At 63.6% G+C, this 20631-nt stretch carries 19 protein-coding genes; 18 read left to right on the forward strand and 1 reads right to left on the reverse strand.

The window, feature by feature from the left end; all coding sequences use genetic code 11:
• Positions 1-41 precede the first annotated feature (41 nt).
• From tsaB to trmB, 10 genes are all read left to right on the forward strand, one after another.
• Positions 42-719 carry a tRNA (adenosine(37)-N6)-threonylcarbamoyltransferase complex dimerization subunit type 1 TsaB gene (gene tsaB, locus AC1RNA_RS03605; protein ID WP_492950295.1) on the forward strand — a complete coding sequence of 226 codons (678 nt, stop codon included), beginning with the start codon at positions 42-44 and terminating at the stop codon, positions 717-719.
• Positions 719-1219 carry a ribosomal protein S18-alanine N-acetyltransferase gene (rimI, locus tag AC1RNA_RS03610; protein WP_492950296.1) on the forward strand — a complete coding sequence of 167 codons (501 nt, stop codon included), beginning with the start codon at positions 719-721 and terminating at the stop codon, positions 1217-1219. The genes tsaB and rimI overlap by 1 nt, the downstream gene beginning before the upstream one ends.
• Positions 1220-1243: 24 nt before the next feature.
• Entirely contained in the window at positions 1244-1693 is a 450-nt protein-coding gene (locus AC1RNA_RS03615; protein WP_009338807.1) for a Fur family transcriptional regulator, read from the forward strand.
• Between the two features lie 130 nt (positions 1694-1823).
• Positions 1824-3254 (forward strand): tRNA (N6-isopentenyl adenosine(37)-C2)-methylthiotransferase MiaB, encoded by a 1431-nt coding sequence (miaB, locus tag AC1RNA_RS03620; protein ID WP_492950297.1) that lies wholly within the window; start codon positions 1824-1826, stop codon positions 3252-3254.
• Positions 3247-4305, forward strand: coding sequence for a PhoH family protein (locus AC1RNA_RS03625; RefSeq protein WP_009338805.1), 1059 nt, complete (start codon positions 3247-3249; stop codon positions 4303-4305). The genes miaB and AC1RNA_RS03625 overlap by 8 nt, the downstream gene beginning before the upstream one ends.
• Before the next feature lie 4 nt (positions 4306-4309).
• A complete protein-coding gene (ybeY, locus tag AC1RNA_RS03630) occupies positions 4310-4804 on the forward strand; it encodes an rRNA maturation RNase YbeY (protein WP_492950298.1) in 495 nt (164 codons plus the stop codon).
• A complete protein-coding gene (locus tag AC1RNA_RS03635) occupies positions 4804-5910 on the forward strand; it encodes a hemolysin family protein (RefSeq protein ID WP_492950299.1) in 1107 nt (368 codons plus the stop codon). Before ybeY ends, AC1RNA_RS03635 begins: the two co-directional genes overlap by 1 nt.
• A complete protein-coding gene (lnt, locus tag AC1RNA_RS03640) occupies positions 5907-7511 on the forward strand; it encodes an apolipoprotein N-acyltransferase (protein WP_492950300.1) in 1605 nt (534 codons plus the stop codon). The genes AC1RNA_RS03635 and lnt overlap by 4 nt, the downstream gene beginning before the upstream one ends.
• Before the next feature lie 205 nt (positions 7512-7716).
• Positions 7717-8127 (forward strand): helix-turn-helix domain-containing protein, encoded by a 411-nt coding sequence (locus AC1RNA_RS03645; protein ID WP_009338801.1) that lies wholly within the window; start codon positions 7717-7719, stop codon positions 8125-8127.
• 130 nt (positions 8128-8257) lie between these two features.
• A complete protein-coding gene (gene trmB, locus AC1RNA_RS03650) occupies positions 8258-8959 on the forward strand; it encodes a tRNA (guanosine(46)-N7)-methyltransferase TrmB (protein ID WP_492950301.1) in 702 nt (233 codons plus the stop codon).
• 18 nt (positions 8960-8977) lie between these two features.
• Here trmB and AC1RNA_RS03655 read toward each other — a convergent pair whose 3' ends face one another.
• Positions 8978-10054: a DUF2336 domain-containing protein gene (locus tag AC1RNA_RS03655; protein ID WP_492950302.1), complete on the reverse strand. Its 1077-nt coding sequence runs from the start codon at positions 10052-10054 to the stop codon at positions 8978-8980.
• A gap of 323 nt (positions 10055-10377) precedes the next feature.
• Between AC1RNA_RS03655 and rimP the strand changes: the two genes are divergently transcribed.
• From rimP to pnp, 8 genes are all read left to right on the forward strand, one after another.
• Positions 10378-11172: a ribosome maturation factor RimP gene (gene rimP, locus AC1RNA_RS03660; RefSeq protein WP_492950303.1), complete on the forward strand. Its 795-nt coding sequence runs from the start codon at positions 10378-10380 to the stop codon at positions 11170-11172.
• A 3-nt stretch (positions 11173-11175) separates the two neighbouring features.
• Positions 11176-12783 (forward strand): transcription termination factor NusA, encoded by a 1608-nt coding sequence (nusA, locus tag AC1RNA_RS03665; protein ID WP_009338797.1) that lies wholly within the window; start codon positions 11176-11178, stop codon positions 12781-12783.
• A gap of 15 nt (positions 12784-12798) precedes the next feature.
• Positions 12799-13476 carry an RNA-binding protein gene (locus AC1RNA_RS03670; protein WP_009338796.1) on the forward strand — a complete coding sequence of 226 codons (678 nt, stop codon included), beginning with the start codon at positions 12799-12801 and terminating at the stop codon, positions 13474-13476.
• 41 nt (positions 13477-13517) lie between these two features.
• A complete protein-coding gene (gene infB / locus AC1RNA_RS03675; protein WP_009338795.1) occupies positions 13518-16112 on the forward strand; it encodes a translation initiation factor IF-2 in 2595 nt (864 codons plus the stop codon).
• A gap of 152 nt (positions 16113-16264) precedes the next feature.
• Positions 16265-16687 carry a 30S ribosome-binding factor RbfA gene (rbfA, locus tag AC1RNA_RS03680; RefSeq protein WP_009338794.1) on the forward strand — a complete coding sequence of 141 codons (423 nt, stop codon included), beginning with the start codon at positions 16265-16267 and terminating at the stop codon, positions 16685-16687.
• Entirely contained in the window at positions 16687-17778 is a 1092-nt protein-coding gene (gene truB, locus AC1RNA_RS03685; protein ID WP_492950304.1) for a tRNA pseudouridine(55) synthase TruB, read from the forward strand. Before rbfA ends, truB begins: the two co-directional genes overlap by 1 nt.
• Before the next feature lie 12 nt (positions 17779-17790).
• A complete protein-coding gene (gene rpsO / locus AC1RNA_RS03690) occupies positions 17791-18060 on the forward strand; it encodes a 30S ribosomal protein S15 (protein WP_009338792.1) in 270 nt (89 codons plus the stop codon).
• Between the two features lie 296 nt (positions 18061-18356).
• Positions 18357-20501: a polyribonucleotide nucleotidyltransferase gene (gene pnp / locus AC1RNA_RS03695; protein WP_048757691.1), complete on the forward strand. Its 2145-nt coding sequence runs from the start codon at positions 18357-18359 to the stop codon at positions 20499-20501.
• Positions 20502-20631 lie beyond the last annotated feature (130 nt).

Below are 20631 nucleotides of genomic sequence, written 5' to 3' on the forward strand. Positions count from 1 at the left end.
CCTGCGATTTAGCCCTTTCACGAAAACCTTATTCGCCCATCATGCTCGTTCTCGCCATCGATACCGCGCTGGAATCCTGCGCTGCCGCGGTGCTCGACACCGATGCGGAAGCCTTCCGCGCGCTGCAGAGCCTGCCGATGAAGCGTGGCCACGCCGAAGCGCTGATGCCGATGATCGACGAGGTGATGAAGGCGGCCAGCCTTTCTTATTCCGCGCTCGACCGGATCGCGGTCACGGTCGGCCCCGGCAGCTTCACCGGGCTTCGGGTCGGCATTTCAGCGGGTCGCGGGCTTGGCCTTGCGGCCAACCGCCCCGTGGTCGGCATCACCACACTCGCTGCCTATGCCGCGCCGCTGATCGACGGGGAAAGCGAAACGCCGGTGATCGCGGCGATCGATGCCCGCCATGGCCATGTCTACGCCCAGGTCTTTTCCGGCGACGGCACGAGCCTCATCAAACCCGCCATCATGCCTCTTGAGGACGTTTTCCGCGCTGCGCGCTTCGGTCCTGCGCATATTGTCGGCGATGCGGCCGACATGATCGCGGCGCAATGGCCCCCGGAATTCGAGCCGCCCGCATCAGTCGACCGGCAGGCTGCGCCGGACATCGCATGGGTCGCATGGCTCGGCGCCAGCGTGGACCCCGATGAAGCGCCGCCACGGCCTTATTACCTGCGTGCGCCCGACGCCAAGACCAAGGCCGAACTGGCGCAACGCTGATGCCGGGCCTCGTCTCAAAATTGCTGTCGCTTTTTCTATCGCGCGGCGATGCAGCGGTTGAGCCCGCGAATTTGCGCGACGCGCCCGCCCTGGCGCGGCTGCACAAGGCATCCTTTCATCGTGGATGGGATGTCGGTGAGTTCGAGCAGTTGCTGGCCGACCGCAGCGTGCTCGCACACAGGCTGCGGATGGGCCGCGCCATCGCAGGCTTCATCCTCTCGCGCATGGCGGCGGACGAGGCGGAAATTCTGTCGGTCGCGATTGCGCCCAACATGCGCGGACGCGGCCTGTCCGGCCCGCTCGTCCAGACCCATCTCGGCTACCTCGCGGGCGCCGGTATCCGGACAGTTTTTCTCGAAGTCGAGGAAAACAACCAGCCCGCGCGTGCGCTGTATGCGAGGGCAGGTTTCAGCACCGTGGGCCGGCGTGAGCGCTATTATAAAGATGACAGCGGCGCTCAATTAAATGCCATCGTGATGCGTCGCGACTTGTCGTCGTAGCCCCACAATGGCAAAATAGCATCCATGCCCATCGCGAAACCCGTTTCCGCTTCGACATCGACCGACATCGAGTCGCGCTGTGCCGCAACCGGCATGCGCATGACCGAGCAGCGCCGCGTGATCGCGCGCGTGCTGGCGGAGTCCAACGACCACCCCGACGTGGAAGAATTGTACCGGCGCTGCGTCGCGGTCGACGACAAGATCTCGATCTCGACGGTGTACCGCACCGTCAAGCTGTTCGAGGATGCAGGCATCATCGAACGTCACGATTTCCGCGAGGGCCGCGCGCGCTACGAACAGGTGCCGGACAACCATCACGACCATCTCATCAACCTGCGCGACGGCAAGGTGATCGAGTTCACGTCCGAACAGATCGAAACGCTGCAGACCGAGATCGCCCGGAAACTCGGCTACCGGCTGGTGGACCACCGCCTGGAACTATATTGCGTCCCGCTCGACGACGACAAAAGCTGAATTTCCATCAATTTCAGCAGGTTTTGCGGCTTCTCATCGCTGGATTCGGGTCCCGATCCGCTATATTTGAAGCGCTTGCCGCGAAAGGAGCCCTGCTCCTTCCGCCACCGCCGCAACCAACCCGGTTTTCATGACGCCGCCGCGCAAGCTGCACATCAAATCCTACGGCTGCCAGATGAACGTCTACGATGCGCAACGCATGGTGGACACGCTGGCGCCGGAGGGATTCGTGGAGACGGCGGACGCCAATGAAGCCGACCTCGTCATCCTCAACACCTGTCACATTCGCGAGAAGGCCTCGGAGAAAGTGTTCTCCGAACTCGGCCGTCTGCGCGTGATGAAGGAAGAGGCCGCGCGCGAGGGACGCGAGATGAAGATCGCGGTCGCCGGATGCGTGGCGCAGGCCGAGGGTGCGGAGATCACCCGCCGCGCCTCGACCGTTGACGTGGTGGTCGGTCCGCAGAGCTATCACAACCTGCCGAAACTCCTGGCCAAGGCGCGCAACGGCGCACCCGCGATCGAAACCGAATTTCCTATTCAAGACAAATTCTCGTCGCTCCCCGCGCCAAAGCCTGCGGCGATCCGCGCGCGCGGCATCTCGTCCTTCGTCACGGTGCAGGAAGGCTGCGACAAATTCTGCACCTTCTGCGTCGTGCCCTATACGCGCGGCATGGAAGTGTCGCGGCCGGTCGCCGCCATCGTCGATGACGTGAAGCGCCTCGCGGACAATGGCGTGCGCGAGATCACGTTGATCGGCCAGAACGTCAACGCCTATCACGGCGAAGGCGCGAACGGACAGGCATGGTCGCTCGGCCGCCTGCTGCATCACCTCGCTGGCGTTCCGGGCATCGTGCGGCTGCGTTATTCGACCAGCCACCCGCGCGATGTGGACGATTCACTGATCGAGGCCCACCGCGACATTCCCGCCGTGATGCCGTTCGTGCATCTGCCGGTGCAATCGGGCTCCGACCGGATTCTGGCGGCGATGAACCGCAAACACACCGCGGCTGACTATATCCGCACCATCGAGCGGTTCCGGAAGGCCTCCCCAAAGATCGCGTTCTCATCGGATTTCATCGTCGGATTTCCGGGTGAAACCGAACAGGATTTTTCCGATACCCTCGCGCTCGTCACACAAATCAGCTACGCTGGCGCCTATTCGTTCAAGTATTCGCCCCGCCCGGGCACTCCGGCGGCGGACATGCAGGAGACGGACACGGCCTTGGCGGTTCCAGCAGCGGTGATGGACGAGCGCCTGGCACGACTCCAGGCCTTGATCGACGCCCAGCAGGCGAGCTTCAACAGGGCTGCCATCGGCCAGACGGTCGAGGTGCTGTTCGAACGCGCGGCGCGCGAGCCGGGCCAGATCGTCGGCCGCACCGCTTATCTGCAACCGGCGCATGTGATGGCACCGGCAGACATCATCGGCCAGGTTTTGCCGGTCACCATCGACAGTCTGGAGCGCTACAGCCTCAAGGGCAGGCTTGCGTCCACGCATGCGACGGATACATCCCGCGCACCCATTTCGATCCCTGCAACGGAGCCTGAAACCTTTGCCTAAAAGCGCAGCGGATTCACCTTCACTCGCTCCCGGCCGCAAATCCGATCGCGACCCTTCCTCCTCACCGGAAACACAGATCGTCGTCGCCTTCGACGACAACCGTGCGGCCTCTGCGCTGGTGGGACCTTATGGCCAGCACCTTGCGCTGATCGAACGCCGCCTCGGCGTGGTCGCTGATTCACGCGGCAACCACGTCACCATCGCGGGCTCACGCGATGGCTGCGATGCGGCGCGGCGCGTGCTCGAAACGCTCTACAAGCAGGCGCTCGCCGCAACAGATATCAGCCATGGCGATGTCGAGGGCGCGATCCGCGCCATCCTCGCGCAGGGCTCGCTGTTCGATTTCGAGACGCGCACGGGGAAAACTTCGTTCGAGGAAATCAATCTGCGCAAGCGCCCGGTCCGTGCCCGCACCGCCGCGCAGGACGCCTATATCCGCGCGCTGAAGCGCAACGAACTCGTGTTCGGCATCGGCCCCGCCGGCACCGGCAAGACCTGGCTCGCAGTGGCGCAGGCCTGCCAGCTGTTCGAACGCAAGGAAGTCGATCGCATTATCCTGTCGCGGCCTGCGGTGGAGGCGGGCGAACGGCTCGGCTTCCTGCCCGGCGACATGCGCGAGAAGGTCGACCCATATCTGCGCCCGATCTACGACGCGCTTTACGACCTGATGGATTCGCGCGTGGTCGAGCGCGCACTGCAAAGCGGAGAGATCGAAATCGCGCCGCTCGCCTTCATGCGCGGACGCACGCTGACCAACGCCGCGATCATTCTCGACGAAGCGCAGAACACGACGTCGATGCAGATGAAGATGTTTCTGACGCGCCTTGGCGAAAACAGTCGCATGATCATCACCGGCGACCCGAGCCAGGTCGATCTGCCGAACGGCCAGCAATCCGGCCTCGCGGAAGCCTCACGGTTGCTGTCCGGCGTGGAAGGCATCGCGCAGGTGACGTTCGCCGCCGAAGACGTGATTCGTCACGAACTGGTTGCGCGCATTGTCGCTGCCTATGAAGGCGGGCCGCGCCCCGCCTCTCCGGCCAAGCCTGCCTGAGACGATGCCGCGTCCTCCCACCGCCGATGTCCTGATTGCCGCCGATTGCTGGCAGGCGCAGGCTGATGCCGAAGACGTTATCCAGCGCGCCATCGCGGCCGCCGCCTCATTCGTCGAATTGCCCGCAGAGGATACCGAAGTCGCGGTGATGCTGACAGACGACGCGCGCATTCGCGAACTGAATAAGGAATGGCGCGACCAGGACAAGGCGACCAACGTGCTGTCCTTTCCGGCTGCACAGCCGCCCGGCGCAACGCCGCAGCCCTTGATGCTGGGCGACATCGCCATCGCCTATGAGACGACGCGCTTTGAGGCGGAGACGGAAGGCAAGCCGTTCCAAAACCATTTGAGTCATCTCGCCATTCATGGCTTCCTGCACCTGCTCGGCTACGACCATCTCGACGATGACGAGGCCGAGGAGATGGAGGGACTGGAGCGGGACATTCTGGCGAAGCTCGGCATCGCCGACCCCTATCTCACCAGCGACCAGGCAAAGTAGTGACGAACGACTCCGACCATAGCGCAACAACGCCTACCCCCTCGACCACCACGCTGCCCGTGCCGGTGCAGCAGGGCGAAGTGCTGCGCCCGGCCGCCGAATCCTGGCTCTCGCGCGCGATCCGTTCATTGTTCGGCTGGAAGGCCGGCTCCGCGCGCGCCGACATTCAGGTCGTGCTCGACGCGACCGCGCCCGACGACGAGACCAGCTTCACCGCGGTCGAGCGCACTATGCTGCGCAACATCCTGTCGCTGCACGATCGCCGCATCGCCGACGTCATGGTGCCGCGCGCCGACATCGTCGCCGTGCGCCGCGACATTTCATTGGCTGAACTGATGTCGCTGTTCGAGAGCGCGGGCCACTCCCGCCTCGTCGTCTACAACGACACGCTCGACGAACCCGAGGGCATCGTCCACATCCGCGATCTCGTCGCCTTCATCACCTCTAAGGCCAAGGTGGATCCCGAGGTGAACGCCAAGCGCAAGAAGCCGTTTCCGGCCGGCCTCGATCTGAAATCCGTCAATCTCGCCATTCAGCTCGCGGACACCGCCATCATGCGCGAGCTTTTGTACGTGCCGCCGTCGATGCCCGCGATTGATCTGCTGGCGCAGATGCAGGCGACCCGCATTCATCTTGCATTGGTTGTCGACGAATATGGTGGCACCGACGGCCTCGTTTCGATCGAGGACATTGTCGAGCAGATCGTCGGAGAAATCGACGACGAACACGACAGCGACGAAACGCCTTCCGTGGTGCGCCAGGCTGACAACTCCTTCATCGCCGACGGGCGCGCCAGCCTCGAGGACGTACAATCCGTGGTCGGCGACACGTTCAACACCGGCGAGGCCGGTGAGGAAGTCGATACGCTCGGCGGCTACATCGTCAATCAGGTCGGCCGCTTCCCGGTGCGCGGTGAAATCATTCCAGGCCCCGGCGAATTCGAGATCGAGGTGCTCGATGCCGATCCGCGTCGCGTCAAGCGCGTGCGCATCGGCATCCGCAAGGAAGAAGCCAGCGGCCGCCCGCCGCGCGACGGACGCCGCCGCGAACCATCCGCCGAACAGGCGCCGACAAAGCCGCCGTCGGGTGGAGAGACGAATACATGAGCGTGGCCACCGCCCTACACTCACCCGCACGCGCCACGATCCTGAGCTGGGGCTGGCGGCGCGCGGCCATCGCGCTTGTCGCAGGCGCCAGCTCCGCGCTGGCGATGGCACCTTTCAACGCATGGCCTGTTCTGTTCATCACTTTCCCAGTGCTGGTCTGGCTGATCGATGGGACCGGCCCCGGCCGGCGCGGCGTGGTCAGTGCCGCCATCGCCGGATGGTGGTTCGGTCTCGGCTATTTCGTCGCCGGACTGTACTGGATCGGCAACGCGTTTCTTGTCGATGCCGAAACCTTCGCCTGGCTACTGCCGCTTGCGATCCTTGGTCTGCCAGCGCTGCTCGCGCTGTTCATGGCTGCGGGCTGCGCGCTGGCGCGGCTGATCTGGACGAAGGACTGGTCACGTTTGCTGTCGCTGGCGGTTGCGCTCACCGTCAGCGAATGGCTACGCGGCCATATCCTGTCCGGCTTTCCGTGGAACCTGTTCGGCTACGCACTCGCCGAGCCATTGGCGATGGCGCAGGCCGCATCATTGATCGGTATCTGGGGCGTGAGTTTCCTCGCGATCGCGATCTTTGCCAGCCCCGCGACCCTGATCGACGACCGCGCCCGCACGAAACGGCCGTGGCTGCCGTTCGCCCTCTCTCTTGTCCTGCTCGCCGCCAGTGGCGGCTATGGCGCATGGCGGCTCGACCGTCACCCGACGCAATTCGTGAGCGGCGTGAAGCTGCGGCTGATGCAGCCGAACCTGCAGCAGGACGTGAAGTTCAACTACTCCGCCAAGGACGACGTGCTCGCGAGATACATGGCGCTGTCGGACCGCGCCACTGGCCCGCAGACCAGCGGCGTGCGCGACGCCACGATCCTGATCTGGCCGGAATCGGCGTTTCCGTTCTTCCTGACGCGCGAACCAGCCGAGCTTGCCAAGATCGCGAACTTCCTGCCGCCGCAGACCACGCTCATCACCGGCGCGGTGCGCGCGCCCAATCTGTCGCCGGCGGTGCGGCCGACCAAGGCCTACAACTCGATCTACGTCATCAATCACGACGGCGACATTCTCTCGATCTACGACAAGCTGCATCTGGTTCCGTTCGGCGAATATTTGCCGTTTCAAAGCACGCTTGAGAAACTCGGCTTCCAGCAACTCACCAAGGTGCAAGGCGGCTTCATTCCTGGCGCCCGCCGGCGCACCATGGCCATTCCCGGCGCGCCGCGCGTCCTCCCGCTGATCTGCTACGAGGTCGCCTTCTCCGATGCCATCGTGCCCACGGGTGAGCGGCCGGGCTGGATCGTCAACCTGACCAATGATGGCTGGTTCGGAAACAGCACAGGCCCCTATCAGCATCTTCAGATGGCACGCTTGCGCGCCATCGAGGAGGGGCTGCCGATCGTGCGCAGCGCCAATACCGGAATTTCCGGGGTGATCGACCCCGTCGGGCGTGAAGTCGGCCACCTTGCGCTTGGTCAAGAAGCCGTTCTGGATTCAGCATTGCCCGTAGCATTACCGCCGACGGTTTTCTCGCACTGGCGACATATGCCGCTCGCTATCATGGTCGTGCTCTCGGCACTTGTCGTCCTGGTGCGGCGGCGCCGCGAAGCCTGATCGCCCGCGCAGGAACGATATCAAATAGTGAGACAGTGCTGAAAACCGCCTCCATTTAACCCGTTTTATTGGCGTGAATGGCTCTATCTTCGCCACAGCTCGCCATTGCGACCATATGGGTCAGAGCGGAAATTTGACGAAGCTCGAAAAAGTAGCTTAGTCGGAGAATATCGTACTCTTCTCACGGTCCGTCAGGGGCACTTGAATGTCGGCGAAAACGCCAAACCCGGTCGACAAATATGTTGGCAGCCGCGTGCGGATGCGTCGCATCATGCTGGGACTGAGCCAGGAGAAGCTCGGCGACGCGCTCGGACTGACTTTCCAGCAAATCCAGAAATACGAAAAAGGCACCAACCGCATCGGCGCGAGCCGCCTGCACCAGATCGCCGATATCCTGCAGGTACCGGTCTCGTTTCTGTTCGAGGGCGGACCGACCAGCAACACCAGCGTCGAGGGCCTCGGCGAAGCCCCCTCTCCGGCTTATGTCTCGGACTTTCTCGCGACGTCCGAGGGACTGGCGCTGACGCGTGCATTCACGAAGATCACGGACGCGAAGCTCCGCCGCAGCATCGTCGACCTTGTCGAGCAGATCGCCGGAACACAGAACCCGTCCTAACCGCAGGCCAGGCTTGTAATAGGCTTGGCTTGCGATTTTTGGATTTCCCTTTTTGCTTCGAGCCTTTTATTGCGAGCGGACCTGACGCAGGGTTCTTTTGCGTCCTCTTCCTATCAAGGCTCTCTCCGATATGCCGGACAACCATAACCATGACGCGCCCTCGCGGTCCTTCTTCGGACGCCGCAAAGGCCACAAGCTGCGCCCGCATCATGCCTCGCTGATCGAGGACTTGCTGCCGCGCCTTGCGCTCGACATCGGCACGCCGGCCCCTGCAACTTTGACCGCATTGTTTCCCGCAGGCACGAATGCCGTTCGCCTTGAGATCGGCTTTGGCGGCGGCGAGCATCTGCTTGCCGAGGCCGCGGCATCTCCCGACACCGGCTTCATCGGCTGCGAGCCCTATGTCAACGGCATGGCGAAAATTCTCGCGCAAATCGAAGCTCGCGGTCTTTCCAATATCCGTCTGTTCGCGGGCGACGCTGCTGAATTGCTCGCATGGGTGCCGCCGCAATCGCTGGCACGGATCGATCTGATTCATCCCGACCCGTGGCCGAAGCGGCGGCACTGGAAGCGCCGCTTCGTGCAGGACGCCACGATTGCGGCGATGGCTCGCGCGCTGACCGCGCACGGCGAATTCCGGTTCGTCTGCGACATCGACGACTACACGTCATGGACGCTGTGGCACATGCAGGGCGCAGAGGATTTTCTCTGGCTTGCGGAACGCGCCGACGACTGGCGCTCGCCGTGGCCGGGCTACACCATGACGCGCTACGGTGCGAAGGCCACGCGGGAAGGCCGCAAGGCATCTTACTTACGTTTTCAGCGGATTTGATTGAGCCTTGGTAGAGGCTTACTTTTCGCGCGCCCGCCAGAACACCAGCACGCGCTGCGCGGTGGCGGTCGAAAGCCGCTCATAGTTGAGGCGCGCTTCCTCGATATCCGGCGGCGAGGGCATCTTGCCCGGCCCCAGACGCAACACGATCAGTGCGCGCGCCGTCGCCCATTCCAGACCGATCGCGCGTGCGATCAGGAGGATCGGATCGTAGCGGTCGCCGAGGATCAACTGATCGACCGTCGCAAGCCGTACGCCGGACATCGCCGACAGTGCGGCGACGGCCTCTTCGTATTTGTGTTCCTTGGCGAAGTTGAGCAGCGCCGCCTCGTTCAAACCGCCGGACTGATGCAACGCCAGAATGAGCCGCTGCGCTGGCGCGAAGTCGCGCTTCACGAGCCGCGCGCGCGGTGCCGAGGAAATTTCCAGCATCGCCTGATTGATCGCAAGCCGCTGCTTCGGCTTCGCCGTCTCGAACATCCGGCGGCGCACGATGTCCACCGACCTCGACAGCAACTCCTTCAAGCCATCGGGCGAGATGTCTTCACGTTGCCCGAGTGACAGCGCCAGCACGCCGTCATCGACCGCGCGATTGATCAAACCCGAATATCCCGCCGCGGAAAACGTAGCGCCTGAATTTTTCGCCAGCACACGCACCACTTCGCGATCGGCGCGGCGCAGGATCACATCGGTCAGCGGCGCCGCAAGCGTGTCGCGTTCGGAGATCGCCGCCAGATGCGCCTGACCCTTGGCGCGCGCGATTTCCATCAGCAGATCTTCGTCGATCAAGGGCGAGCGGCTCAGGATCGGGCCCGCGATACGGATTTCGTCTTCCCGCGCGAGATAATTGACGACGCCGGGCGGTGCATTGGACAGGCTCGCAAAACGCGCAGCCACGCCAGCGCGGGCCGCAGGCTCGGCCGCAGGCACGAGACCGATCAGGATGCCGTCGAACAGTTCGATGTGTTGCGGACCAAAAATCGGAGCGCCCTGCACGAACAGTTCGGCAAGCTTCGTGATCGCGGTCGCGCGCTTTTCCGCAGAGCCGCTTTTTGCGATCGCGTCGAGTTCAGGGATCAGGGACGTAACTGCCATCAAATCGGGTCCGCGCGGGATTCGAGCGCGGTCCCCAATCTAGAGACCGCTCATGAATGAAGGGTTTAGCCGATCATTCATTTCCGCCGAGTTCCCGGTCGGCCCTTGCCGGGGGGGCGGAAACGGAGTATATCCCCGCACAATAATCATCTCATACGATCGCGTAGGAGAGTGGGCCCTTCCGGACCCGCTCTTTTTTGTTACCCGGCGCGGTCGCCTGAGCCGCAGGAGAAACGATGCTCCTGCCGCGACAAACCGGCGCTGCTCCGGCAGCGTAACGGAACCTTTTCTTAACCATAGAGACGGACCCGCTGACGCCCGACATGACCGAACCCACTTCCATTGCCGAGACCGACATGCCTGCTGAGACCATGCCTGCGGTCGAACGCCGCCTGGTCGTCGAGCCGGGTGTCGCGGCGCGGGTGGCGGCGATCGCCGAGCCAGTGCTCGAAGGGCTCGGCTACCAACTGGTACGCATCAAGATTTCCGGAGAAGCCGGCTGCACCGTGCAGATCATGGCCGAACGGCCGGATGGCACCATGCTGATTGACGATTGCGAAGCGATCTCCAAGGCGCTGTCGCCGGTGATGGATGTCGCCGACCCGATCCAGCGCGCTTACCGGCTTGAGATTTCCTCTCCCGGCATCGACCGGCCGCTGGTGCGGCAGTCGGATTTCGAACGCTATACCGGCCACCTTGTGAAGATCGAAATGTCCGTGCCGCACGATGGCCGCAAGCGCTTTCGCGGCACGCTGGAGGGCATCGAAGACGGGCTCGTGCGCATCACGCGAGATGACGTGAAGGAACACAAGGGCGCGCAGGAAGCGGATGTGCAATTGCCGCTCGCGGACATCGCAAGCGCAAATCTCGTTCTGACCAACGAACTGATCGCCGAATCCATGCGCCGCGGCCGTGACGCCGAACGCGAGCAGCTTGAGAATGCAGGCGTGCTACCGCCTCCTCCGCCGCACGCCAAGAAAGCGCGCGAAATGCGAGACAAGGCGAAGCCGCGCCAACCGAAACCGAAGAAACCATTGCCCAAGAACACCAAAGCTCACAGGCTTGCCGCCGACGCCAAACGGCGCGCAGCCGAATCCGATCCCCACGAAGGAGAGTAAGCCATGGCCGCTGTCAGCGCCAACAAACTGGAACTGCTGCAAATCGCCGATGCCGTCGCACGCGAGAAGTCGATCGACCGTTCGATCGTGATCGCCGCGATGGAAGACGCCATCGCGAAAGCGGCACGGGCCCGTTACGGTTCCGAAACCGACGTACATGCGGAGATCGACGCCAAGAAGGGCGAGCTTCGTCTGTCGCGCCACATGCTGGTGGTGGAGACGGTCGAGAACGCCGCCAACCAGATTTCGCTGAAGGACGCGCAGCGCGCCAATCCGACCGCACAGATCGGCGACACCATCGCCGACACCCTGCCACCGCTGGAATATGGCCGCATCGCCGCGCAGTCCGCCAAGCAGGTGATCGTGCAGAAGGTGCGCGAGGCCGAGCGCGACCGGCAGTATCAGGAATTCAAGGACCGCATCGGCGAGATCGTTAACGGCATCGTCAAGCGTGTCGAATACGGTAGCGTCATCGTCGATCTCGGACGCGGCGAAGCCATCGTGCGCCGCGACGAAATGCTGCCGCGCGAAGCGCTGCGCAACGGCGACCGCATCCGCGCCTACATCTTCGACGTGCGCCGCGAAACCCGTGGTCCGCAGATCTTCCTGTCCCGCACCCATCCGCAGTTCATGGCGAAGCTGTTCGCGCAGGAAGTGCCGGAAATCTACGACGGCATCGTCGAGATCAAGGCGGTTGCCCGCGATCCGGGTTCGCGCGCCAAGATCGGCGTGATCTCCCGCGATTCCTCGGTCGATCCGGTCGGCGCCTGCGTCGGCATGCGCGGTTCGCGCGTGCAGGCGGTGGTGAACGAACTGCAGGGTGAGAAGATCGACATCATTCCGTGGTCGCCCGATATCGCGACCTTCGTCGTCAACGCGCTGGCTCCGGCCGAAGTCGCCAAGGTCGTCATCGACGAAGACCGCGAACGCATTGAAGTCGTGGTGCCGGATACCCAATTATCCCTTGCGATCGGACGCCGCGGCCAGAACGTGCGCCTCGCATCGCAGCTTACGGGCTGGGACATTGACATCCTGACCGAGCAGGAAGAATCGGAACGCCGCCAGGCGGATTTCGAGAATTCCACGCGCGTGTTCATGGAAGCGCTCAACGTCGACGAAGTGGTCGGCCAGTTGCTGGCGTCGGAAGGCTTCTCCTCAGTCGAGGAACTCGCCCTGGTCGATGTCCGCGAACTCGCGGGCATTGAGGGCTTCGACGAGGAAACCGCTAACGAGCTGCAGAGCCGCGCGCGCGAATATCTCGAACAGCTCGATGCCGAGTTGGAAGCGAAGCGGAAAGAACTCGGCGTGGACGATGCTCTGAAGGATATTCCGGGCGTGACCGGCAAGATGCTGGTCAAATTCGGCGAGAACGACGTCAAGACGGTCGAGGATCTGGCCGGCTGCGCCACCGACGATCTGGTCGGCTGGGTGGAGCGCAAGGACGGCGAAACCGTCAAGCATGCGGGCTTCCTCGATGCGAGCGAAACCTCGCGCGACGAAGCGGAGGCGATCATCATGCAGGCGCGTCTTGCGGCTGGCTGGATCACCGAAGCCGATCTCGCCAAACCTGCGGAAGCGGAAGAAGCCGCGTCCGAAGATCATCCGGCATAAAGGACATGCCCATCGATGTTTGCCACCTCCGAGACAACGGACCTCGATCGCGGTCCCCGGGCCAAGCCCGGGAGCGCGCGGACGTGCGTCGTCTCGCGGCAGGTGAAGGGCACCGATGAGCTGATCCGCTTCGTGCTCTCGCCTGCGGGCGAGGTGGTCCCGGACGTGCGGCGCAAGCTGCCGGGCCGGGGCCTGTGGGTGTCGCTGTCGCGGACCATGGTCGCCGAGGCCGCGAAGCGCGGCCTGTTCGCCAAGGCCTTCAGGCGCGCCGTGATGCTGCCGCCCGATCTGGCGGCGCAGACCGATATCCTGCTGGCGCGCAGCGTGCTCGATGCGCTCGCGATGGTGGGCAAGGCCGGCGAAATCGTCTGTGGTTTCGGCAAGGTCGACGACGCGATCGCGGCCGGCGAAGCCGTGGCGCTGATCCATGCCAGCGACGGCGCCGACGACGGAATCCGCAAACTCGACGCAAAATGGGCCTCCGCTGCGGGGAAAAACCCGCAAATGGCGGATTCACCTAGGATTCAGGGCTTCAAAACCGATGAATTGGATTTGGCCCTTGGGCGGTCAAATGTGGTACATGCAGCCCTGCTTTCAGGGCCTGCGACGAAAACCTTCCTTTCCCGCTGGCGAACCCTCGACCGTTTCCGCACTTCGGACGGCGCGATGGACAGCAAGACGGGTAGCAACTAACGGGCCGCGTCGCGGCGCACCGAACGAGATTGGACTGTTGAATGCCTGATACGAAAAATCCTGGCGACAAGCCGCTGAGCGTCGGTTCGAAAACTCTGTCGCTGAAACCGCGCACAGAGACCGGCGTGGTGCGCCAGAGCTTCAGCCACGGCCGCAGCAAATCGGTAGTGGTCGAGAAGAAGACCAAGCGGCGTCTCGCGGGCGATCCCGCGCCGGCTCCCGCAGCCGAAGCACCTGCCGCTCCGGCAGCCGCTCCTGCCGCGCCGCGCGCGCCCGCGCCGAAGGCCCCGGCCCGCCCTTCCGGGATGGTATTGCGCACGTTGACCGAAGACGAGCAGAGCGCGCGTGCGAGCGCGCTCGCCGATGCGCGCGTCCGCGAGGAAGAAGAACGCCGCGCCGCGGAAGCAGAAGCCGCCCGCCGCAACACCAAGGAATACAAGGAACAGCAGGAGCGCGAGGCCGCCGAGGCACGCCGCAAAGCTGAGGAAGAACGCCATCGCGTCGAAGCCGAGGCCAAGGCCAAGGCCGAGCGCGAAGCCAAGAAGCGGTTCGGCGAAGCTGAAGCCAAGCCGGCGACCGCTGCGGCTCCCGCCGCACGCGCCAGTACGCCGGCCGCGCGCGCGCCTGTCGCCGCCGATGGCTCCGATGAAGACGAGGCGCCGCGCGTCCGTCGCGGACCCGGCGGTGCGATCCGCGCCGTTACGCCACCGAAGACCACACAGAAGCCCGGCCCTGCCAAGCAGCGCGGCCGCCTGACGCTGACCACCGCTCTGAATGCCGACGACGTACGCGAGCGTTCGATCGCCTCGTTCCGCCGCCGCACCCAGCGCCTGACCAAGGGCCACCAGTCGAACGAACCGAAGGAAAAGCTCGTCCGCGAAGTCATCATTCCGGAAGCGATCACGCTGCAGGAACTGGCGAACCGCATGGCGGAGCGCTCGGTCGATCTCGTCAAGCTGCTGATGAAGCAGGGTCAGCTCGTCAAGATCACCGACACCATCGACGCCGATACCGCGCAGCTCATCGCGGAAGAAATGGGCCACACCGTCAAGCGTGTCGCTGCGTCTGACGTGGAAGAAGGCCTGTTCGATGTCGCCGAGGATCGCGCCTCCGACACCACGCCGCGCGCGCCGGTCGTCACCGTGATGGGTCACGTCGACCACGGCAAGACGTCGCTGCTCGACGCGCTGCGTCACGCCAACGTGGTGAGCGGCGAAGCCGGCGGCATCACCCAGCACATCGGCGCCTATCAGGTGACCTCGCCTTCGGGCGCCAAGATCACCTTTATCGACACGCCCGGCCACGCCGCGTTCACCGCGATGCGCGCGCGCGGCGCCAAGGTCACCGACATCGTCATCCTCGTCGTCGCTGCCGATGACGGCGTGATGCCGCAGACCATCGAGGCCATCAACCACGCCAAGGCGGCGAAGGTTCCGATGATCGTGGCGATCAACAAGATCGACAAGCCGGATGCCAAGCCCGAGCGCGTGCGTACCGAACTCTTGCAGCACGAAGTGCAGGTCGAATCCTTCGGCGGCGATGTCGTCGATGTCGAAGTCTCGGCCAAGAACAAGACCAACCTCGACAAGCTGCTCGAGATGATCGCGCTGCAGGCCGAACTGCTCGAACTTAAGACCAACCCGGATCGTCCGGCCGAAGGCACCGTGATCGAAGCCAAGCTCGATCGCGGCCGCGGTCCGGTCGCGACCGTGCTCGTGCAGCGCGGCACCCTGCGCGTCGGCGACATCATCGTCGCGGGCGCGGAGATGGGTCGTGTCCGTGCGCTGATCAACGATCAGGGCCAGACCATTCAGGAAGCCGGTCCTTCGATGCCGGTGGAAGTCCTCGGCTTCAACGGCCCGCCGGAAGCCGGCGACCGTCTCGCCGTAGTCGAGAACGAAGCGCGCGCCCGTCAGGTCACCGAATATCGCGCCCACCAGAAGCGCGAGAAGTCGGCGGCCACCTCGGCCGGCATGCGCGGCTCGCTCGAACAGATGATGAGCCAGCTCAAGACCTCGGGCCGCAAGGACTTCCCGCTGGTGGTGAAGGCCGACGTGCAGGGCTCGCTGGAAGCCATCATCGGCTCGCTCGACAAGCTCGGCACCGAGGAAGTCGCCGCGCGCATCCTGCATGCGGGCGTCGGCGGCATCTCGGAATCGGACGTCACGCTCGCGGAAGGCTTCAACGCCGCGATCATCGGCTTCTCCGTCCGCGCCAACAAGGAAGCGGCGGCGCTCGCCAAGCGCGACGGCATCGAAATCCGCTACTACAACATCATCTACGACCTCGTGGACGACGTGAAGAAGGCAATGTCGGGCCTGCTCGCGCCGACCTTGCGCGAAACCATGCTCGGCAACGCGCAGGTGCTCGAAGTCTTCCACATCTCCAAGGTCGGCAAGATCGCCGGTTGCCGCGTGACCGACGGCACCGTCGAGCGCGGCGCCAATGTCCGCCTGATCCGCGACAACGTCGTGATCCACGAGGGCAAGCTGTCACAGCTCAAGCGCTTCAAGGATGACGCCAAGGAAGTCGTCGCCGGTCAGGAATGCGGCATGTCGTTCGAGAACTATCAAGACATGCGCCCTGGCGACGTGATCGAATGTTATCGCGTGGAGACCATTCAGCGCTCCCTGTAAGTCCAAACCTTACGGGCGCGCTGGAATAAAAGAGGCTGTCATTGCCGGGCTTGACCCGGCAATCCATTGCCTGAAAAGCGGCACTTAAACGGAGAAGATGGATGCCCGGGTCAAGCCCGGGCATGACGCTTCTCATATCAGGAATTCAGCTCATGCCCCGTCATCAGCGCGGCAATTCATCATCGGGACCGGCCGGCGGTTCGCAGCGTCAGTTGCGCGTCGGCGAACTGATCCGGCATGCGATCTCCGACATCCTCTCTCAGGGCGGTGTGCATGACGACACGCTGAGCGGTCACATCATCACCGTGCCCGAAGTGCGGATGTCGCCCGATCTCAAGCTTGCGACGGTTTATGTGATGCCACTCGGTGGGCACGATACGGATGCTGTGATCGCAGCACTTGCGCACAACAAGAAATTCCTGCGTGGCGAGGTTGCGCACCGCGTTAACCTGAAATTCGCACCTGATCTTCGCTTCCGCGCCGACGAGCGATTCGACGAAGCGGAACGGATCGAGAAATTATTGCGAACGCCTGCGGTCCAAAAAGATCTCAACCATGATTCGGATGACACTTGATGACTGCAACACCCGCTCAGGGCACGCGCGAGACGCCACATGGCGATTCTCATGCGGCTTCTGAAAAAAATATTTTGGCGGATACGCCTGCTCATGATCGCACTGACGCAGGCGGGAATCGCCCGCGCCAGAAGAAACAGCAGTTCAAGCGCGACCGCCGCGACGTGCACGGCTGGGTCATTCTCGACAAGCCTGTCGGCATGACCTCAACCCATGCGGTCGCGGTGCTGAAGCGGCTGTTCAACGCCAAGCGCGTCGGTCACGCCGGCACGCTCGATCCGCTCGCCTCAGGCGGGCTGCCGATTGCGCTGGGCGAAGCCACCAAGACCGTTCCCTTCGTGATGGATGGCCGCAAGCGCTATCGCTTCACGGTCCGCTGGGGCGAGGAACGCGACACCGATGACGTCGAGGGCCGGCCAACCCAGACCTCCGATGCCCGGCCCACAGCCGAGGACATCCGGATGATCCTGCCCCGCTTCACGGGCGTGATCCAGCAGACCCCGCCGCAGTTCTCGGCCATCAAGATCCAGGGCGAGCGGGCCTATGATCTTGCCCGTGACGGCGAAACCGTCGTCCTGCAGCCCCGCGAGGTCGAGATTCACGAATTAATCTTTACGGAACAATCGGATAAGGATCATTCGGTGTTCGAGACCGAATGCGGCAAGGGAACCTATGTCCGGGCGCTGGCCCGCGATATGGGCCGCCTTCTGGGCTGCTACGGGCATATTTCGGCACTCCGGCGCACCCAGTGCGGCCCGTTCACTGAGGACGACATGATTCCGCTGGCGGAATTGGAGGCTTTGTGCGATAGAGCCGCGTCTGGCGAGGGCAGCCTCGCCGACGCGCTTTTGCCCGTTGAGACCGCGCTGGACGACATCCCGGCACTGGCCGTCACTCGGGCGGATGCCGCAAGGCTTGCAAGAGGCCAGGCGGTTTTGTTGCGCGGACGGGATGCGCCAATTCTAAACGGCACAGTCTATGTCACCGTCGGAGGAAGGCTTCTGGCCCTCGCCGAGCTTGGCAATGGCGAACTCATCCCCAAGCGTGTGTTCAACCTCACCGGGCTCGTTGCGAACCCGGACCGCAGTTAAGGATATTTGACGATGTCGATTACCGCAGAACGTAAAGCGGAAGTCATCAAGACCAATGCCAAGAAGGCCGGCGACACGGGTTCGCCGGAAGTTCAGGTTGCGATCCTCTCCGAGCGCATCGCCAACCTCACCGAGCATTTCAAGACCCACAGCAAGGACAACCATTCCCGCCGTGGCCTCCTGAAGCTCGTCTCCACGCGCCGTTCGCTTCTCGATTATGTGAAGAAGAAGGACGAGGCGCGCTACAAGGCGCTGCTTGAGAAGCACAACATCCGCCGCTAAAGCCGCGCTACCGGCCGCCACCGGCGCGAACATGGATTCGCATCCGGAGACGGCCGACACTGTACGAACACGCAAAGCATGGCTTGCTTGCGTGAAACCCAGCAGCAATCCGGCGGCTGGGCACGACGGGCAAGGTGCCCGCACCATCGGAAGGATGGCAGCCATCGCAAAATTCAGAAGCCATGGCAGGATCGCCGGACGCTGAAGCCCTCGCGCTCAACGTCTCGCAATCTTGCGCATGGCTTTTGCATTTTCCGGCCAGCCTGATTTTCCGAAAACGATGAAAGAACACTCGAATGTTTAATACCCATTCCGTCGAACTCGACTGGGGCGGACGCCCGCTCAAGCTCGAAACCGGCAAAGTCGCGCGTCAGGCCGACGGCGCCGTAATCGCCACCTATGGCGAAACCGTCGTCATCGCGACTGTCGTCTCCGCGAAGACCCCGAAGGAAGGCATCGACTTCCTGCCGCTCACCGTGAACTACCAGGAAAAGACCTTCGCAGCCGGCCGCATTCCCGGCGGTTACTTCAAGCGCGAGGGCCGTCCCTCCGAGAAGGAAACGCTGGTTTCCCGCCTGATCGACCGTCCGATCCGCCCGCTGTTCATCAAGGGCTATCGCTGCGACACTCAGGTGATCGTCACCACCCTGTCGCACGACATGGAAAACGATCCGGACATCGTTGCGATGGTCGCGGCCTCCGCCGCGCTGACGCTCTCCGGCGTGCCGTTCATGGGCCCGATCGGTGCGGCCCGCGTCGCCTTCGTCAACAACGAGTTCATTCTCAATCCGACGCTGGATGAGATGGCCGACACCCAGCTCGACCTCGTCGTTGCTGGCACTGCCGACGCCGTGCTCATGGTCGAATCCGAAGCCAAGGAATTGCCTGAAGAGGTGATGCTCGGCGCCGTGATGTTCGGTCATCGCCACTTCCAGCCGGTGATCAAGGCGATCATCGACCTCGCCGAGAAGGCCGCCAAAGAGCCGCGCGAGATCGAGACGATCGACAATTCCGAAATCGAAAAGGACATGCGCGCCGTCGGCGAAGCCGAACTGCGTAAGGCCTACGCGATTCCGGTGAAGCAGGATCGCTATGCGGCGGTCGGCGCGGTGAAGAAGAAGGTCATGGACCACTTCTTCCCCGAAGGTCAGGAGCCGAAGTTCGACAAGCTGCGCGTCGCCGGCGTGTTCAAGGAGTTGGAAGCGGACGTCGTCCGCAACAACATCCTCGACACGGGCCTCCGCATCGACGGCCGCGACGTCAAGACCGTCCGCCCGATCGTGGCGGAAGTCGGCGTGCTGCCGCGCGCCCACGGTTCGGCGCTGTTCACCCGCGGCGAGACCCAGGCGCTGGTCGTGACCACGCTCGGCACCGGCGAGGACGAGCAGTACATCGACGCGCTCTCGGGCACGTACAAGGAAACCTTCCTGCTGCATTACAACTTCCCGCCCTTCTCGGTCGGTGAAACGGGCCGCATCGGCTCGCCGGGCCGCCGCGAAATCGGCCACGGCAAGCTGGCTTGGCGCGCGATTCATCCGGTCCTGCCGGCGCACCACGAGTTTCCGTACACGCTGCGCGTGGTCTCGGAGATCACCGAGTCGAACGGCTCGTCCTCGATGGCGACGGTGTGCGGCTCCTCGCTCGCGCTGATGGACGCCGGCGTGCCGCTGAAGCGGCCGACCGCGGGCATCGCGATGGGCCTGATCCTCGAAGGCTCGCGTTTCGCGGTTCTCTCCGACATCCTCGGCGACGAGGATCATCTCGGCGACATGGACTTCAAGGTGGCAGGCACCGACAAGGGTGTCACTTCGCTGCAGATGGACATCAAGATCGCCGGCATCACCGAAGAGATCATGAAGATCGCTTTGACGCAGGCCAAGGACGGCCGCATCCACATCCTCGGCGAGATGGCGAAGGCCCTCACCGCCGCGCGTGCGGAGCTTGGCGAACATGCGCCGCGCATCGAAGTGCTGCAGATCCCGACCGACAAGATCCGCGACGTGATCGGCACCGGCGGCAAGGTGATCCGCGAGATCGTCGAAAAGACCGGCGCCAAGATCAACATCGAGGACGATGGCACCGTGAAGGTCGCTTCCGCCAATGGCGAATCGATCCGCGCGGCGATCAAGTGGATCAAGTCGATCACCTCGGAGCCGGAAGTCGGCCAGATCTACGACGGCACTGTCGTCAAGGTGATGGAGTTCGGGGCGTTCGTGAACTTCTTCGGCCCGAAGGACGGCCTCGTTCACATCAGCCAGCTCGCGGCGAACCGCGTGCAGAAGACCTCCGACGTCGTCAAGGAAGGCGACAAGGTCAAGGTCAAGCTGCTCGGCCTCGACGATCGCGGCAAGGTCCGCCTGTCGATGAAAGCGGTCAACCAGGAGACTGGCGAGGACCTCGAGGCCAAGCAGAAGGCCGAGAACGCCCCCGCCGCCGAGTAAGGCGGTCAAGCGACCAATCAAAAGTTTGCGAAGAGGCGGCATTTTGCCGCCTCTTTTTTGTTGGGATAGCGCGACGCCCGCAGCAGCGCTGGCGTAGCCTCAGCAATCGCGCGACGACTCGCGCACGACC

The sequence above is a fragment of the Afipia sp. GW821-FHT14H12 genome, assembly GCF_058803465.1.

Excerpts from the sequence above, each read along its gene's own strand:
- tsaB (WP_492950295.1), top strand. The coding sequence starts at position 42 with ATGCTCGTTCTCGCCATCGATACCGCGCTGGAATCCTGCGCTGCCGCG.
- rimI (WP_492950296.1), top strand. The coding sequence starts at position 719 with ATGCCGGGCCTCGTCTCAAAATTGCTGTCGCTTTTTCTATCGCGCGGC.
- AC1RNA_RS03615 (WP_009338807.1), top strand. The coding sequence starts at position 1,244 with ATGCCCATCGCGAAACCCGTTTCCGCTTCGACATCGACCGACATCGAG.
- miaB (WP_492950297.1), top strand. The coding sequence starts at position 1,824 with ATGACGCCGCCGCGCAAGCTGCACATCAAATCCTACGGCTGCCAGATG.
- ybeY (WP_492950298.1), top strand. The coding sequence starts at position 4,310 with ATGCCGCGTCCTCCCACCGCCGATGTCCTGATTGCCGCCGATTGCTGG.
- lnt (WP_492950300.1), top strand. The coding sequence starts at position 5,907 with ATGAGCGTGGCCACCGCCCTACACTCACCCGCACGCGCCACGATCCTG.
- AC1RNA_RS03645 (WP_009338801.1), top strand. The coding sequence starts at position 7,717 with ATGTCGGCGAAAACGCCAAACCCGGTCGACAAATATGTTGGCAGCCGC.
- trmB (WP_492950301.1), top strand. The coding sequence starts at position 8,258 with ATGCCGGACAACCATAACCATGACGCGCCCTCGCGGTCCTTCTTCGGA.
- AC1RNA_RS03655 (WP_492950302.1), bottom strand. The coding sequence starts at position 10,054 with ATGGCAGTTACGTCCCTGATCCCTGAACTCGACGCGATCGCAAAAAGC.
- rimP (WP_492950303.1), top strand. The coding sequence starts at position 10,378 with ATGACCGAACCCACTTCCATTGCCGAGACCGACATGCCTGCTGAGACC.
- nusA (WP_009338797.1), top strand. The coding sequence starts at position 11,176 with ATGGCCGCTGTCAGCGCCAACAAACTGGAACTGCTGCAAATCGCCGAT.
- AC1RNA_RS03670 (WP_009338796.1), top strand. The coding sequence starts at position 12,799 with ATGTTTGCCACCTCCGAGACAACGGACCTCGATCGCGGTCCCCGGGCC.
- infB (WP_009338795.1), top strand. The coding sequence starts at position 13,518 with ATGCCTGATACGAAAAATCCTGGCGACAAGCCGCTGAGCGTCGGTTCG.
- rbfA (WP_009338794.1), top strand. The coding sequence starts at position 16,265 with ATGCCCCGTCATCAGCGCGGCAATTCATCATCGGGACCGGCCGGCGGT.
- truB (WP_492950304.1), top strand. The coding sequence starts at position 16,687 with ATGACTGCAACACCCGCTCAGGGCACGCGCGAGACGCCACATGGCGAT.
- rpsO (WP_009338792.1), top strand. The coding sequence starts at position 17,791 with ATGTCGATTACCGCAGAACGTAAAGCGGAAGTCATCAAGACCAATGCC.
- pnp (WP_048757691.1), top strand. The coding sequence starts at position 18,357 with ATGTTTAATACCCATTCCGTCGAACTCGACTGGGGCGGACGCCCGCTC.